This window comes from Pseudomonas sp. EL_65y_Pfl2_R96 (genome assembly GCF_963970905.1).
GTDB lineage: Bacteria > Pseudomonadota > Gammaproteobacteria > Pseudomonadales > Pseudomonadaceae > Aquipseudomonas.
The window spans coordinates 122,090-138,693 of record NZ_CAXAQH010000003.1; the positions used below are offsets into that span (position 1 = coordinate 122,090).

The following is a 16,604-nucleotide window of genomic DNA, read 5'->3' on the forward strand; positions in this document are numbered from 1 at the left end:
TCGAATCGGAAAAATAACTGAATACCACCTGCTGCGCAAAAACTCACAGTCGCGCTATCGGAACCGGCTGACACGCGACACGGCTACCCGGTTGCAGGTACGGCATGAGAATCGGCGCCATGCCCTTGAGCACTTGCACCGGCAGGGCCGAGGTGAATTTGAACGCCTCGGCCGAGCGTCCGGGCACGAAGGCAGTCAGGGTGCCGAAATGGCGGTCGCCGATGTAGAACACGAAGGTCGCGGTGCGGTTGATCGACTTGGAGCTGAGGATTCGCCCGCCGGAACCGATGGCTTCGATACGGTTGTCACCGGTACCGGTTTTGCCGCCCATGGCCAACGGGGTGCCATCGGCCAGCTTGAAACTGCCTGCCACGCGTTTGGCCGTACCGGCATCCACCACTTGCGACAAGGCCTCGCGCATGGCGGTGGCCACCTCGGAAGGCATCACGCGTTTGCCGACCACCGGATTGTTGACCAGTTGGGTTTCATAGGGCGTATCGGCTGCGAAGTGCAGGCTGTCGATACGCAGCGTCGGCAGACGTACACCGTCGTTGAGGATGGTGCCGATCAGTTCCGCCAGCGCAGCCGGGCGGTCGCCGGAACTGCCGATGGCGGTGGCCAGCGAGGGCACCAGGTGATCGAACGGATAGCCGACTTTCTGCCAGCGTTGGTGAATGTCGAGGAACGCCTCGATCTCCAGCATCGTGCGAATGCGGCTGTCGCGGGCGCCCTTGTGTTTGCTTTTGAACAGCCAGCTGTAAACCTCCTGGCGTTCGAATTCGCTGGCTTTGACGATCTGGCTGAACTTGGCGTCGGGGTTGTTCAGCAAGTAGCCGATCAACCACAGATCCAGCGGGTGAACCTTGGCGATGAAGCCTTGATCCGGCAGGTCGTAGCTGCCCGGGCCGTAACTCAGGTACAGGCGTTCGAGGCGTTCGTCGGTGAGTTTTTCCGTGAGCTTGGCGCTTTTGAGGTGCGAGCGCACGAAGGTGTTGAAGCTCTCCTGGTCGCCCTGCGGGAATAGATAGCGATGCACGGCAGCCATGCGGATCGGTGTCGGGTGCATGCTGTCGAGGAAGGTCTCGAGGCGGGTTTGGGTGTCCTTGTTCTGGTACTTCTTCCAGAACCGCAACAGGAATGCGGTGCCTTCGCGGTCGGCGAACTGGGCCAGGTATTCCTGACGCCGCGGGTCGCGGTCGTCCTTGAGCAATTCGGCGCTGCTGGTGGGGCCGGCGTAGGTGCTGTAGCGCACCAGGTCGCGCATCAGCCGAATGAACGGCAGGTTGATCGACTCACGAATGGCATCGCGCAGGGTCGGCATGCGGCCGTTGTCTTCCTTGCGGAAGTTAACGAACGTGTGCAGCCCGCCACCGGTGAAAAACGCCTCGCCTGGGCTGGCGGAATATTTGCGATCCAGTGCGGCGCCGAGCATTTTTGGCAGGCTGCGGTCGGTGTTCTGAATCATGTAATCGACGGCCCAGCTGCTCAGGCGATCCTGTTCGGCGACTTCGGTTTTCTTCAGTTCGGCAACGCTCATGGTGGCGTAGCGATCGTGCAATTCGGAGATGATCTGCAGGTAGGTGGTGAGCACGCGCATTTTTGCGGTGGAGCCCAGTTCCAGCTTGCTGCCTTCATTGATGTCGAACGGCTGGTCGGTGCTGTCGGTCTGCACCCGTACCCGCGAGCCGTCCGGGGTCAGTTCGAACAGGGTGAAGCTGTAGCGCACCTGCGTGGTGCTGGTGGGGGTGAGCAGGCGTTCGCCAATCAAGCCGATTTCCGCGGCATAGGCCGGGTCGGCCAGATGCTTGAGGTACGCGGTGGCCTGGGCTTGCAGCTCGCCTTGCAGGGTGCTGGTGGCGGACAGGTCGAGGCGGTCGAGGTCATACAGCGGACGATTGAGTAACCCGCCCAGACGACTGCGCGCCACACTGATGCCTTTGTTGGTTTCGATCGGCTGAATGGTGGGCTGCGTCTGCCAGTCGCGATAGGTCACTTGGCTGGCCAGTGCCGCCGCCGCGAGTGGCGCATCGATCACGCCATTTTGTGCCAGCAGGCGAATATGGCTGTCGGTGAGGCTGGCCAATTCATCGCGGCCCTTGGTCAAGTAATGGGAAGGGCGGCGCTGGGCAATCATCAGCGACAGCATTTCCCGCAGGGCCAGGCCTTTTTCCGCCAGGCTTTTCTGATCGGTGTCGGTGCTGGCCAGCCGTTCGTTGGCCTTGTTGAAGTCGGCGCCGTACCACACACGCAAACCTTCGGCCATGCCATGCACTTCACCGTGGCCCGGCACCGCCGACAGCGGAACACTGTTGAGGTAGTCGCGAACCACATTTTGCCGTATCTGGAGGGTTTCCGGCCCCGCCTGATAGGCCCGCACGCTGGCGGAAATCATCTGGCGGATTTTTTCCGCGCCCGACACCGTCAAGCCATCGGGCGAGTGTCGATACTTCTCAAGCTGCGTCGCCAGCGTACTGCCACCCGCCGATTGGCCGGGCAGGCGCAACAGCTTGGCCACCTGAGACCACGCCGCCATGCCGAACCGCGGCCAGTCCACGGCGGGGTTGGCCAGGGGCTGACGAGGATCGAGCAAAAAGCGGTTTTCGATAAAGAGCAAGCTGTTGACCACCACAGGAGGGATCGCGGCAAAGCTTGAATAAAGTTGTTGTGGATATTTGAACTGGTACAGCGGTGCCGCGCGGCAATCGGTGATCGACAGCCCGGCCTGGATTTTCTCGGAATAGGGCACGAAAAAGCCCTTGTCGTGGTACTTCATCAGCGCCGGGGAAAAGCGGGTTTGTGCCGACACCACGTAATCGCGCTTGAGCAGGCGCGGCAGAAATTCACTCAGGGCGCTGTAACCCAAACGCTGATCGAACGGGCCTGCGCCAGGGTAGCGAATCGCGTCGCTGGGGCCGGGTTGCAGTTCGTATTTCAGCGAGGCGGCGTATTTGCTGATTTCCCGGGATTGAAACCTGGAGGTGCGCATTTCCTTGGTTGCGGCGAGGCCCAGGACAATCAGGATAATCAGCAGCAGCAACCAGAAAGCCCCCCAGCCGTGCCGGGAACGACGGGGTTTCTCAGGTAAAGGCGCTTCATCCACTCGTTCAGTCGGAACCACGGTTTTACTCGAATCGGTTTGCCACAAAGCGCCCATAGTCGACTGATCCATTCACGCAGATTGATCGGACTTGTTTGAAGCTTAGACGTTGGTTGGCGTTGGTGAAAAAATTGTGAACAACCAAATATCGGGCACGCACCCTTACCTGTGGCAAGGGGGTGTTGTGGCGAGGGAGCTTGCTCCCGCTGGGCTGCGAAGCAGTCCCAAAAACCAGCAACACTGAGTTTTTTTAAGACACACCGCATTTACAGGACTCACGACTGCTGCGCAGCCGAGCGGGAGCAAGCTCCCTCGCCACAGGGTGATGTTGTCTGAAAGGACTTTTCCCGAGAGTTGTCGCTGAATGTTGTGGTTTATAGAGTGGAAAGCCCTGTAGAAAGCTTTTTATACTGCACGCCCCGCTGATCTTGCAGGTTTTGTTCTGCAAGACGCGTCCGCCTACGAGGCAGGCCCGGTTTCACCTGACACTGGCTTGTCGGTCGGCGCTTCGACACTCGGTGTGTCATATCCAATAACAAGGAGGTTGTACCCCTATGCCAATCGGCAATCATCTGTCTCACGGCGAGACCGCTCAGGGCGGCCCGCTTAAACGCGAACTGGGCGAACGGCATATCCGTTTGATGGCGCTCGGTGCCTGTATCGGCGTCGGCCTGTTCCTGGGTTCGGCCAAGGCCATCGAAATGGCCGGCCCGGCCATCATGCTGTCCTACATCATCGGCGGTCTGGCGATCCTGGTGATCATGCGCGCCCTCGGCGAGATGGCCGTGCACAACCCGGTCGCCGGTTCGTTCAGCCGTTATGCACAAGACTACCTCGGCCCATTGGCGGGCTTTCTGACCGGCTGGAACTACTGGTTCCTGTGGCTGGTGACCTGCGTCGCCGAAATCACCGCGGTGGCGGTGTACATGGGCGTCTGGTTCCCCGATGTGCCGCGCTGGATCTGGGCACTCGCCGCATTGGTCAGCATGGGCTCGATCAACCTGATCGCGGTGAAAGCCTTCGGTGAGTTCGAATTCTGGTTCGCCCTGATCAAAATCGTCACCATCATTGCGATGGTGGTCGGCGGTATCGGCGTGATCGCGTTCGGCTTCGGCAATGACGGTGTAGCCCAGGGGATTTCCAATCTCTGGGCCCACGGCGGCTTTATGCCCAACGGCGTGCAAGGCGTGTTGATGTCCCTGCAAATGGTGATGTTCGCCTATCTCGGCGTCGAGATGATCGGCCTGACCGCCGGTGAAGCGAAGAACCCGCAGAAGACCATCCCCAATGCGATCGGCTCGGTGTTCTGGCGGATTCTGCTGTTCTACGTCGGCGCCTTGTTCGTGATCCTGTCGATTTACCCATGGAACGAAATCGGCACCCAGGGCAGCCCGTTCGTGATGACCTTCGAGCGTCTGGGCATCAAGACCGCCGCCGGCATCATCAACTTCGTGGTGATCACCGCCGCGCTGTCGTCCTGCAACGGCGGCATCTTCAGCACCGGGCGCATGCTCTACAGCCTGGCGCAGAACGGCCAGGCCCCGGCCGGTTTCGCCACGACCTCGAACAACGGCGTGCCGCGTCGTGCGCTGCTGCTGTCGATCGGTGCTTTGCTGCTCGGCGTGCTGCTCAACTACCTGGCGCCTGAGAAGGTCTTCGTCTGGGTCACCGCGATTGCCACCTTCGGCGCGATCTGGACCTGGGCGATGATCCTGCTGGCCCAGCTCAAGTTCCGCAAAGGCCTGAGCGCCAGCGAGCGTGCTGGCCTCAAATACCGCATGTGGCTGTATCCGGTCAGTTCTTATCTGGCGCTGGCGTTCCTGGTGCTGGTGGTCGGCCTGATGGCGTACTTCCCGGACACTCGCGTGGCGCTGTATGTCGGGCCTGCCTTCCTGGTGCTGCTGACGGTGTTGTTCTACATGTTCAAGCTGCAACCGGCCAATGTGCCGCAAGGCGCTGTGCGTTCGGCGTCTTGAACCTGTAACGCCAGCCATACACAAGCCCCGGTCGAGATGACCGGGGCTTGTGTATTTTAAACGGCTGCCACTGGTATCGGCGTGCTCAACCGCCTGTTGAAATCCAGCCAGGCCCCCAGCAACGCCATCAACCCGACCCCCAGCATCGCGCTGAATAGTTGCATCCCCAATGCATTCCCGCCCAAGGCGTTGAGCATGTCCGCCAACGGCGCCAGCAACACGCCAAAGCAGAACACTTCCAGGGAATAGCGGCCCATGCGACAGCTTTGTCGCGCCAGCCAGTGTTGCGTCCAGCCCGTGTCCGGCAACAACCTGGCGGTGACGTAGGCGAGGGCGAGGAAGTGCAGCAGGCGCGCTGGCGAGAGGTGGGTCTTGCTGATCGGATAGAGCCATTCGCCGAGCTGCTGGGGCATGAAGGCGTCATGCACGGTCGGCCACTTCCACGACAGCGCGATCAGCCCGGTGATCAGCAAATAGCTCAGCGCTGCGATGAAAACCGGCTGCCGAGCCAGCGGTCGGGGTTGCGGCGCCCCAGGCTTTTGCCTGTGAATCGCCGTCGCGCCACCGAGAATGAACAGCAGCTGCCAGGCCATCGGATTGAAAAACCACATGGCCCCGTCGGCACCCGCCAGGTTCCACTGCAGCCATGGCGCCAACAGGTACACCACCACCGACAACCCCACCACGTATTCAGCCTTGCGCAGCAGCATCGGCAGCACCGGGGGCAGGCCGAGCAGCAACAGAATGTACAGGGGCAGCGGGTCCATCAGGTTCGGCTTGAAGCGCAGCAGCAACTCATCCATCAATGCTTGCTGGGGGTTGCTGAGGAAATACTGCAAGCCCATTTCCTGCACCAGATCGCGGGTTTCCACATGGCTGTTGGCGAAAAACACGATGCCCATCAACAGCGCCAGCAAAAAGATATGCACCACATAAAGCACCCAGGCCCGCCGCAGGATTTTCACCGTGGCGACCATGAAACCGTCGCGCCGGGCGATTTTTCCATAGGCCAGTACGGCCGCGTAACCGGCCAGGAACACGAAAATCTCCGCCGCATCGCTGAAGCCGAAGTTACGCACCGTGAACTGGGCGAGCGGGTTCTGCGGCACGTGATCCCAGAAGATGAAGATCAGGGCCAGGCCGCGGAAAAAGTCGATTCGGTGATCGCGTTCAAACGTCATGACGGCGGGCTCTTGAACGGGGTTGTCGGGGAGGAGCGAGCGGTGCGGCGATCCTACAGCGGCGCGCAGGGTGCCGTGATTCACCGGGAATTGCAAAAGGCTGGATATTACCTAATGTCTCAGTTGCCTGAAGCAAGCGAATTGAACGGCGTGGCCGTCGGTCTGCCGGGCAGGTTGCGCACAAGGACGGCGCCTGATGGCATCTGTCGAACATCTACACTTCATTTCTCAGGAGTGTGAAACGTGAAGGTTTCGCTGATCGTTCCGGTATTCAACGAAGAGCAGGCGATCAGTCTGTTCCATCAGGCGGTGCGCCGTGAGTTGAAACTTGACCCTTATGACGTCGAGATCGTGTTCATCAACGACGGCAGTACCGACCGAACGGCCGAGGAGGCCAAAGCGCTGGCCCAGGCCGATGAACAGGTATTGCTGATCAATTTCTCGCGCAATTTCGGCAAGGAGCCGGCGTTGTTTGCCGGGCTGGAATATGCCACCGGCGATGCGGTGATCCCCATGGACGTGGACCTGCAGGATCCGATCAGCGTTATCCCACGGTTGATTGCCGAGTGGCAGAAGGGCGCCGACGTGGTGCTCGCCAAACGTCGGGATCGTGCTAGCGACACTTATCTGAAACGCCACAGTGCGGCGATGTTCTACCACTTGCTGAACAGAATTTCCTACACCCGGATTGAAGAAAACGTCGGGGATTTCCGGCTCATGGACCGCAAGGTGGTCAATGTGATTCGCGCACTTCCCGAGCATCAGTTGTTCATGAAAGGCGTTCTGTCGTGGGCCGGTTTCACGTCCGTGGTGGTGGAATACGAGCGAGCCCGGCGAGTGGCGGGAAGCAGCAAGTTCAATGGCTGGAAGCTGTGGAACCTGGCGCTGGAAGGCATTACTTCGTTCAGCACCGTGCCGTTGCGATTGTGGACTTACATCGGTGGCGGCATTTCGGTTTTCGCGGTGTTGTACGCGGTGTACATGGTGCTGGACAAGATTTTCTTTGGTAACAGCGTTCCCGGTTATCCGTCGTTGATGACAGCCATTCTGTTTCTCGGCGGCGTACAGCTGATCGGCATTGGCATCCTCGGTGAGTACATCGGTCGTATCTATATCGAAGCCAAACACCGTCCCCGTTATGTGGTTAAGGACGTCATCGGCGGCAAAGACCGACTAGGGCTTTAGCATGGGCAGATTGAGCGATGTGTTCAGCAGTGAACTCGGGCGTCGTCGGGTCTGGCTGTTTTTTCAGATCGCGACCCTGGTTTATGTCATTCCGCTGATCCTCGCGGACTACCCCTACATCGATGACAACTGGCGCTCGCTGTCGGCCGGTACTGCCTGGGCAGGGCAGGGGCGATTGTTCACCGAGCTGTTCTACAACCTGCTGACTTTCAGCGATGCCGCGCCGAACATCTTTCCGTTGCCGCTGTTGATCGCCACGCTGGCCATGGCTTTTGCGCTGACCAGCCTGACGTTCCATTACTACCCGCAGCCGACGATGTCCCGCTGCCTGGTGGTGTTGCCGCTCTGGTACAACCCGTTCTTCCTGCAGAACCTGTCGTATCAATACGACGGGCCGGCCATTGCCTTGAGCCTGGTGGCAGTGATCTATGCAATCACGTTTCGTCACGCCTCGCGCATTCTGCAATGGCTGGTGCCGGCCTTCCTGATTGCGCTGGCGCTGGGGCTCTATCAGGTGAGCTTGAATGTGTTTCTGGGCCTGTGTTGCCTGGAACTGCTCCGGGGCGCGTATGACAAGTGGACCTGGCCACAGTGGTGCGAGTTGATCGGCTGGAAAATCGCCCAGGCGGGGCTCGGCGGGTTGATCTACAGCGTCACGGCCTATCCGTACATGAATCAGAATCGCGCCTTGTTGCTGAACTGGGCGGCGGCGCCCTGGCTGCAAGTTGAAATCAACATCGGCCGCGTGCTGGAAAAAGTCGTGCTGTTGTTTCACGGCGGATTCGCCTGGGTGTTCGCCGCGCTGCTGCTGTGTGCCATCGCGGGTAGCGTACGTCTGGCCAGGAACGTGATCGAACGCCAGGACGCGGCGCTGAGAAAAGTCGTGATGGGGCTGGTCTGCGTGCTGACCGTGCCGGTCGTGACCTTGCTGGTGTCGGGGGCCGCGCTGTTTTTCCGCGACTTCAATGAAGGCGCCAGAACCTTGATGGGTTTCGCGGTGCTGTTGGTGCTGCTGTTCTATTTGAGCCATCTGGCGCTGACGTCCATCCAAGAGCGGCTGACGATGTTGCTGGTGGTTCCGCTGCTGGCCATGCTTTCGCTGTCCTACGCTTATGGCCGCGTGCTGACAGTGCAGAACACCTTTGCATCCAGCGCGTTGTTTTCCCTGGGGCATGACATTGCGTCCCATCGGCAATTGCGCGAGGCCAAGCGCATTTACATGTCGGTGAGTTACTCCGATCACTGGTTGGTGGAGGCTGCGGGCTCGTTCAAGCAGATGCCGGTTTTGCATTATCTGCTGAACATCAATTTCTACATGCTGGCGGAAAACCTGCCGAAAGCAGGCATCACCAACGTGGTCGCGGAGAGGGAGCGGCGCAACGCGACACTGGTGGGTTACCAGGGTTATCCGCCGCTGGTGGAGAGCAAGTTCTACAGTCTCTATCTGTTGGGTGACTACGGTTTCATCGTGATGAAAGAGCCGACTCCGATCACCGCGCTTGCGTGGTGAAGCCGGTGAGTGCCTCTTCGACCTGTCCCAAACGCTTTCCATCCCGGGTTGCCGACGGGGCAGGTCTGCTGGCGGTGCTGGTGATCGCGTTGTTTGCGAGGTTTCACGCCATCACCGTGCCGGTCATCTGGTACGACGAGGCCTACAGCATACTGCTGGCCGAGGGCTCGCCTGGGTCTATCTGGGCCTCGACGGCTCGGGATGTTCATCCGCCGCTTTACTATGCCTTGCTGCATTTCTGGATGTTGTTGTTCGGTAATGGCGTGTTGTCTGCGCGGTCCCTGAGTGCACTGGCCGATGTCGGCACGCTGTTGCTGTGCATGAAATTGATGAGTCTGGTGGCCACGCGAAGAGCAATCTGGATCGCGGCATTGTTGTTGGCATTGCTACCGATATCGGTGCGCTACAGCCAGGAAGTGCGAATGTACACCTTGCTCGGCTTTTGGCTGATGGGCGCGACCGTGGCGTTGGTGTGCTGGGTCAGGGCAGCGGATCAAAAACGTTATCCGGTCTTTTACGTGCTGCTGATGACGGCTGCGTTCTACACGCATTACTTCGCTGCGTTGGGCGTGTTGGTGCATTGGCTTTTTTGGTGGCTAGAGCGCAAGGCCCAAGGCACGGTACCTGTTCGTGCGTGGATCTTGGCCAACAGTGCGATCGTTGTGTTGTACCTGCCGTGGATACCGCCTCTCATCCGGCACCTGCTGCGAATGGACGGGCTCGAATGGATACCGCCACTCACTTGGCGGACGGTGCTGACTTTCGTTTGGCAACTTGTGGTGATGGAGGGGGCAGCCAGTGACTTATGGCGCATGACACCCTTGGTTTTGATCATTGTTTGCGCCGCTGCGGTGCTGCTCAAGGCACGCAATGAGCGACCTTTCAGCGTCTTGCTGGTGGGCTATTTTTTTGTGCCGGTACTGACCGTGTTTCTGGTGTCGCTGATCGTTCCGGTTTTCAACGCCAGATACCTGGTGTTCGCAGCCACTGCGTTGCCCCTTATCGTTGCGCTCGCGCTGGACACATGGGGCCAACGCCACGCCGCCCTTGCCGCTGTCGCCCTGGTTTTTATTGTGTGGGCAGAAGTCCACGGGCTTTCGGCGGTTTACGCACAAACGGATGAGATGAACGGGACAAGCATTCGCAAAGACGCGAGGCTGGACGCCGTGGTCGCGGCTCTCGGTCGCGAAGTCCGTCCGGGTGACGAGATCATTGTGGATAACCTGTATTGGTACTTGCCGTTCACGTACTACAACTCGACAGGCATCCAGCCGAGGCTATACGTCTTCAAAGCACCGACAGGCACCCTTTGGGGAACCGCCGAATATGGCGGTTGGGCACTCATCCCCCGTCACCTGCACTCGATTTTCTTCAACGATTTTTCGACCCTGAAACTGAATGCCAGGCGAGTCTGGTGGGTCACGGGCTACGCTCGTCCTGAACATGACGCCTTGTTTCCCAAACACTGGAAACAGGCGCAGACGCTAAGGGAAGGGGACAGTGAAGCCCGCTTGTTCATCCTGGAGGACGCGCCAACCCCTGAGGTTGGCGCGCAAACACGTCCTACGCAGCCGCCGCTTCATTAGGCTCAAAACTGTCCGCCCGCGCCATCTGCCACATCCGCGAGTAAAACTCGCCATTCACTTCTCCGGTGAGCAATTCGCCTGGCTTGAGGAACACATGCAACTGCGAGAACAGTTTGATCTCTGTGGCCGACATGCGCCGCACCAGATGCTTGGCCGACAATTGCGAAGGATGTTCCAACCCGGCAGCGGCGAGCATTTCGGCCAAGGCTTTGAGCGTGTTGCGGTGGAAGTTGAACACGCGCTGGGCCTTGTCCGGAACCACCAGCGCGCGTTGGCGCAGGGTGTCCTGGGTGGCGACGCCGGTCGGGCATTTGTTGGTGTGGCAGCTTTGCGACTGGATGCAGCCGATGGCGAACATGAAGCCGCGCGCCGAGTTGGCCCAGTCGGCGCCGATGGCCAGAACGCTGGCGATGTCGAAGGCGCTGACGATCTTGCCGCTGGCGCCGAGTTTGATCTTGTCTCGCAGGTTCAGGCCCACCAGCGTGTTGTGCACGAACAACAGGCCTTCGCGCATCGGCACACCGATGTGGTCGGTAAACTCCACCGGTGCGGCGCCGGTGCCACCTTCCTTGCCGTCGACGACGATGAAGTCCGGAAGGATGCCGGTTTCCAGCATGGCCTTGGCGATGCCCATGAATTCCCACGGGTGGCCCAGGCAAAACTTGAAGCCCACCGGTTTGCCGCCGGACAGTTCGCGCAGTTGCGCGATGAAGTGCATCAGTTCGATCGGCGTGGAAAACGCGCTGTGGCGCGACGGTGAGATGCAGTCTTCGCCCATCAGGATGCCGCGGGTTTCGGCGATTTCCTTGGTGACCTTGTGCTTGGGCAGGATCCCGCCATGGCCGGGTTTGGCGCCTTGGCTCATCTTGATTTCAATCATTCGCACTTGCGGAGTCTGTGCCTGGGCGGCGAAGCGTTCCGGATCGAAGCGGCCATCGGCGGTGCGGCAGCCGAAGTAGCCGCTGCCCAGTTCCCAGGTCAGGTCGCCGCCGTTCTCCCGGTGATAAGCGCTGATGCTGCCTTCGCCGGTGTCATGGGCGAAGTTGCCGAGTTTGGCGCCTTGGTTCAACGCACGAATGGCGTTGGCGCTGAGGGAGCCGAAGCTCATGGCCGAGATGTTGAACACCGACGCCGAGTACGGCTGGGTGCACTGCGGGCCACCGACCGTTACGCGAAAACCGCTTGGATCGCTCAACGGCGCCGGGCGCATCGAGTGGCCGATGAATTCGAAACCCGACTGATACACATCGATCAGCGTGCCGAAAGGTTTGTCGGCGCTTTCATTCTTGGCCCGCGAATACACCAGTGAGCGCTGGGCCCGGGAGAAGGGCAGGGCATCGCTGTCGGACTCGAGCAGGTACTGGCGGATTTCCGGGCGAATGCCCTCCACCAGATAACGAATATTGCCCAGGATCGGGTAGTTTCTGCGCACGGCGTGGGGGCTTTGCAGCAGGTCGAACAGGCCTATCAGGCTGAGGATGCCGGTGACGGCGGTGAACGGCCAGAGCCAGTCGTATTCCAGAAAGGGCAGGCTGGCGAGGGTAAACATCACGCAGACGGCAAAGAAGGCGTAGCGGCTCAGGAGTGACAGGCTCATACGGTTTCCTTGGGTTCGGACTCGGTAATTGTAGGGCAGTGGCATACAGGTTTTTGTGGCGAGGGGGCTTGCCCCCGCTCGGCTGCGCAGCAGTCGCAAAACCTACTGACGGGGTTTGTCTGACTGAACGCATTGCCTGTTTTGGGATCGCTTCGCGATCCAGCGGGAGCAAGCTCCCTCGCCACAGAGATCTCCTGTGCCAGAACAGGGTTGTCAGGCATTCTGCGCCTGGAGAAATAACGAAAACAGCTCGGGCCGGGATTTGATCCACATTTTGCCAGGTGTTCAGGCCGCTGTTTTTGTCTGGCGCACCGGCAACCGGACCCGAAACGTGGTGCCCACCCCGACTTCGCTACGTACCGAAATGTCGCCCTGGTGTTTTTTCACGATGCCATAGGACAGGGACAACCCGAGCCCCGTCCCCTGGCCCACCGGTTTGGTGGTGAAGAACGGGTCGAATATTTTTTGCAGGCTGTCCGGTTCGATGCCGGATCCGGTGTCCTCGACTTCGATCGACACCGTTTCGCCTTCAAACCCGGTGCGCAACGTGATGGTGCCCCGGTCCGGCCCCATGGCCTGAGACGCGTTGACGATCAGGTTCATGATCACCTGATTGATTTGCGACGGCAGGCATTCGATGTCGGGCAGGTCTTGATACTCCTTCACCACATCGGCCTTGTACTTGAGTTCATTGGCGACGATGTTCAGGGTCGACTCGATGCCCTGTTGCAGATTGGCCCACTGCCATTCCTGATTGGAGTCCACGCGGGAGAAGTCCTTCAGGTCTTTGACGATCTGCCCGACCCGGTTGATCCCGTCCTTGGACTCCTTGATCAGCAGCGGAATGTCCTCGCGCAGAAAGTCCAGTTCGATCCGTTCGCGCAACTGGCCGAGACGGTCGATGACTTCGCTTGAAGCAATGGCCGTTTCCGCCCCTCGATAGGCATCGAGCATTTCCTGCAGTTGTTTGAAGTAGCCATCGAGGGCACCGAGGTTGGAGGAAATGAAGCCGATGGGGTTATTGATTTCATGGGCGACGCCCGCTGCCAGTTGCCCCAGAGAGGCGAGCTTTTCCGACTGCACCAACTGGCTTTCCAGTTGTTTACGCTCGTCTATTTCCCGCTGCAACGCCTCGCTGGCCTGTTTGAACTGGGTCGTTCGCTGGTCTACCAGATGCTCCAGATGGCTCATCTGAATGGAAGCCCGTTCGGTCATGTCCCATTTGGTGAGGAGGGTGTTGGCCATCTGCTGGACTTCAATGTTATCGAACGGTTTTTTCAGGATCAGCAGGCGATCGTGGGCCTGCAAGCGGTCCAGCAGTTCATCCCAGGAATAGTCGGAATAGGCGGTGCACACCACCACTTGCAGTTGCGGGTCTTCGTGCCACAGGTGTTCGATGGTCTGTGCACCGTCCCAGCCCTCAGGCATGCGCATGTCGACGAAGGCCAGGGCGTAAGGGCGGTTTTCCTTTAATGCCTGGATAAGTTTGCCCAGCCCCTCCTGGCCGCCATAAGCCGAATCCAGTTCGAACAGAGCGCTGGCGGATTTTACTTCGCTGCCGAACAGCGCGGCCTCCATTTCGTCCAGTTCTGCATGTTGCGCCGACATCGGGGTGAGGATCTTGCGAAAGTCTTCATGGATGGACGGCGTGTCATCGATCAGCAGAATGCGTCGGTTCAAATGCTCGCTCATGCTTCCACCGTTACGGGTTTGAGCGGGATCTGCAAGGTGAACAGGGCACCTTTGCCCGGCCCGTCGCTGTGGACGGTGAGGTGGCCGTTCATCTCGATCGCGGCCAGGGCGCAGCTGTGCAGGCCGAAGCCGTGACCTTCCTTGCGGGTCGTGAAGCCGTGGGCAAAGATCCGCGTCATGTTCTCCGGCGCGATGCCTTCGCCGTCATCCTTGACGCTGATTTGCAGGATCGTGCCCTCGACGACTTTTACCCCAAGGGTCATTTGCCGCTGTCGGTTGCTGAGGTCGGACATGGCGTACTTGGCGTTGCTGATCAGGTTGATCAGAATCAGCAACAAGCGGTGCTTGTCGCCCATGACCTGCGGCACGTCGCCGTACTCCTTGACCACCGTGACGTGATGCCGGGTCAGGGCGCCGGCGTTCATGCGCAGGGCGTCCTCCAGCAGTTCGTTGATGTGCAGCGGTTCCATCAGGCTGCCGGCTCCCGCGTAGGATTGCTGGGTGGCGACGATGTCCTTGATGTGGTCGACGCTCTTGCTCAGTTGGGCGAGCTCGTCGGCCATGCCTTGCTGTTCGAGGGCGATGGCGTCCACCAGTTGATTCAGGTAGCCGGGCAGCAGTTTTCCTTTCTCGTCCTGGGTCAGAAAGGTGCCCAGGTCGCTTTGATGTTCGTTGATCAGCTGCATCGCCCTGCCCAGCCCCAGGGCCTTGCTGCTACGCAGTTTGCGGGTGACCAGGTCGGCCGAGATGTTCACGCTGTTGAGTACGTTGCCGACGTTGTGCAGCACATTGGTGGCGATTTCGGCCATGCCGGCCTGGCGCGCGGTGTCGAGCAGTTCGCTCTGGGTGTCCTTGAGTTCGCGGGTGCGCTCTTCGACCCGTTGTTCGAGGACGTCGTTGGCGGTCTGCAGGGCTTTGTTGACGCGATTGATCACCGTGAAACTGCGCATCAGGCGAATCGCCATATACAGCAGCAACAGCACCAATAGCGTGGAAAACACCAGCATGAACAAGTGGTAGCGCTGGTTGATGGAGTCGGTGCGTTGTTGATCCTGATTGAGCAGGCCATTGATGTCATCGAGGCGTTCCGCCACCGGGATGGCGGCGATGTTCTCGAGCAGCCGATTGACGATGGGCTGTTCACGCAGGATCAGCGCGATATGGTTGCTCAGTATCGTGATCGGGCTGTGAAACTGTTCCGGCAATCGCTCCTTGTTCACGTCCAGTTTGTTCAAACCCACCAGAATCTGGGCGGCCTTGTCGTCCGAGGTCACCTGGGCGAACTCCAGGCTGCTGAGCAACAAGTCATAGGTGTCGGTGGCGATGTTCTGCAACCGCAGTTTGTTTTCGTCCGGCAGAGCGGCCAGTTGGCCCTGGATATCGTCTTCGGCGGTCGGTAAAAATGCCAGGGAGTTACGCAGCACAGCGTTATGGGATTTGAACTGCTCCACCAGTCGGGTCTTTTCCTTGATGGTCGCCAGATAAGCTTCATGACTGGCCTTCCACACCGGCGCGTCCTTGCGACCATTAGCCGTTTCGAGCTTGTCGAATTGCTCCCACCGACCTGTCAGCTCGGTCAGGGGCGAGACCAACGGATCGTAGTTATGCGTGATGGCAATCCTGGACTTGAGGATTTCGGTTTCCCATTGGGCGTTCAGCTGTTTCATGTGGCGGATCAGGTCCCGGGACTCGGTATAGGTCGAGGCCTGGCCCGAGTTGGACTGCAAGTACAGGAACAGCAGTATCGAGGCGAGCAGCAGGGCGACGCAGGTGAGCAACAGCAGGCTGAGACGGGGCGATATTTTCATAACGGCTTGCCTCCCCATTCACCGGTCAGGGTCTTGAGAAACTTGATGATCAGGGCCTTGTCCTGGTCAGAGGGCACACGACCGAGCTGGAACTTGAACATCACGTCGACCGCCTCTTCGAGGGTTTTTGCCGAGCCGTCATGAAAGTACGGTGCGGTCACGGCGACATTGCGCAGGCTCGGAACCTTGAACACGTTGCGGTCCTCCTCGGCCTGGGTGACCAGATAGCGGCCCAGATCGGCTTCGGTGGGATTGCCTCGAGCCTGGAAGTAATCGCCCATGACCCCGAATTTCTGGAACATGTTGCCGCCGATGTTCACCCCCTGATGGCAGGCAATGCAGCCATAGTCCTTGAAGCGTTGGTAACCGTACTTTTCTTCGGTCGTGAGAATCTCGGTGTTGCCCAGCAGGTACTGGTCGAAACGCGAGTTGGCGCTGATCAGCGTGCGCTCGTAGGTGGCCAGGGCATTTTGCACGTTGTTCATGGTCACGCCGTCCGGGTAGGCCTTGGTGAAAGCGCTTTTGTAATCAGGGTCGGCGGACAGCACTTCGACCACATGCTCCCAATGACTGCCCATTTCGCTGGGGCTCTGCACCACTTCGTGGGCCTGTGTTTCCAGGGTGTCGGCGCGCCCGTTCCAGAATTGCCGGAAGTTCAGGCTTGAGTTGAACACGCTGGGGGTATTGATCGTCAGGGGATCGCCTTTGAAGCCGACAGACAACGCCTTGTCGTCGGCACCGCCGATTTCCAGGCGATGGCAACTGGCGCAGGACAGGCGGTTGTTGACCGACAGGCGTGGCTCGTTGAACAAGCGGCGACCGAGTTCGACTTGCAAGGGATTCTGCTGGGGCACCGCGGGCAAGGGTTTGAGCGGTTCGTCCAGCGGCTCGCCATTGGCCATCAGACAACATCCGAGTAGAGGCGCGAGAAGCAGGTAGTAGAAGGAGCGCGACATCATATAATCCCTTGGC

10 protein-coding genes are annotated in these 16,604 nt (G+C 59.5%); 4 read left to right on the forward strand and 6 right to left on the reverse strand.

From position 1 onward, the window contains the following. Nucleotides 1-43: 43 nt before the first annotated feature. Entirely contained in the window at nt 44-3,154 is a 3,111-nt protein-coding gene (locus AACY49_RS05035) for a transglycosylase domain-containing protein (protein ID WP_258699281.1), read from the reverse strand. 497 nt (nt 3,155-3,651) lie between these two features. Between AACY49_RS05035 and AACY49_RS05040 the strand changes: the two genes are divergently transcribed. Continuing rightward, nucleotides 3,652-5,073 (forward strand): amino acid permease, encoded by a 1,422-nt coding sequence (locus AACY49_RS05040; RefSeq protein ID WP_339522044.1) that lies wholly within the window; start codon nt 3,652-3,654, stop codon nt 5,071-5,073. A 56-nt stretch (nt 5,074-5,129) separates the two neighbouring features. Here AACY49_RS05040 and AACY49_RS05045 read toward each other — a convergent pair whose 3' ends face one another. Next, entirely contained in the window at nt 5,130-6,254 is a 1,125-nt protein-coding gene (locus AACY49_RS05045; RefSeq protein WP_339522046.1) for an OpgC family protein, read from the reverse strand. A gap of 243 nt (nt 6,255-6,497) precedes the next feature. On the opposite strand from AACY49_RS05045, the gene AACY49_RS05050 reads away from it, so the two are divergent. From AACY49_RS05050 to AACY49_RS05060, 3 genes are read left to right on the forward strand one after another with little or no spacing between them, the layout of a single operon-like run. Further along, nucleotides 6,498-7,439, forward strand: coding sequence for a glycosyltransferase family 2 protein (locus AACY49_RS05050; protein ID WP_258699285.1), 942 nt, complete (start codon nt 6,498-6,500; stop codon nt 7,437-7,439). A 1-nt stretch (nt 7,440) separates the two neighbouring features. Further along, nucleotides 7,441-8,949: a glucosyltransferase domain-containing protein gene (locus AACY49_RS05055; RefSeq protein WP_339522049.1), complete on the forward strand. Its 1,509-nt coding sequence runs from the start codon at nt 7,441-7,443 to the stop codon at nt 8,947-8,949. Then, a complete protein-coding gene (locus tag AACY49_RS05060; protein ID WP_339522304.1) occupies nt 8,946-10,535 on the forward strand; it encodes a glycosyltransferase family 39 protein in 1,590 nt (529 codons plus the stop codon). Before AACY49_RS05055 ends, AACY49_RS05060 begins: the two co-directional genes overlap by 4 nt. Here AACY49_RS05060 and AACY49_RS05065 read toward each other — a convergent pair. The 4 genes from AACY49_RS05065 to AACY49_RS05080 all read right to left on the reverse strand — a co-directional run bounded on the left by AACY49_RS05065 (nt 10,513) and on the right by AACY49_RS05080 (nt 16,588). Continuing rightward, complete coding sequence (locus AACY49_RS05065) at nt 10,513-12,132, reverse strand: FMN-binding glutamate synthase family protein (RefSeq protein WP_339522051.1); 1,620 nt, start codon at nt 12,130-12,132, stop codon at nt 10,513-10,515. The genes AACY49_RS05060 and AACY49_RS05065 overlap by 23 nt on opposite strands. A 285-nt stretch (nt 12,133-12,417) precedes the next feature. Further along, on the reverse strand, nt 12,418-13,824 hold the full coding sequence (locus tag AACY49_RS05070) for an ATP-binding protein (RefSeq protein ID WP_339522053.1): 1,407 nt from the start codon (nt 13,822-13,824) through the stop codon (nt 12,418-12,420). After that, nucleotides 13,821-15,632, reverse strand: coding sequence for a DAHL domain-containing protein (locus tag AACY49_RS05075; protein WP_339522055.1), 1,812 nt, complete (start codon nt 15,630-15,632; stop codon nt 13,821-13,823). Before AACY49_RS05075 ends, AACY49_RS05070 begins: the two co-directional genes overlap by 4 nt. Then, nucleotides 15,629-16,588: a cytochrome-c peroxidase gene (locus AACY49_RS05080; RefSeq protein ID WP_320393440.1), complete on the reverse strand. Its 960-nt coding sequence runs from the start codon at nt 16,586-16,588 to the stop codon at nt 15,629-15,631. The genes AACY49_RS05075 and AACY49_RS05080 overlap by 4 nt, the downstream gene beginning before the upstream one ends. Nucleotides 16,589-16,604: the final 16 nt, after the last annotated feature.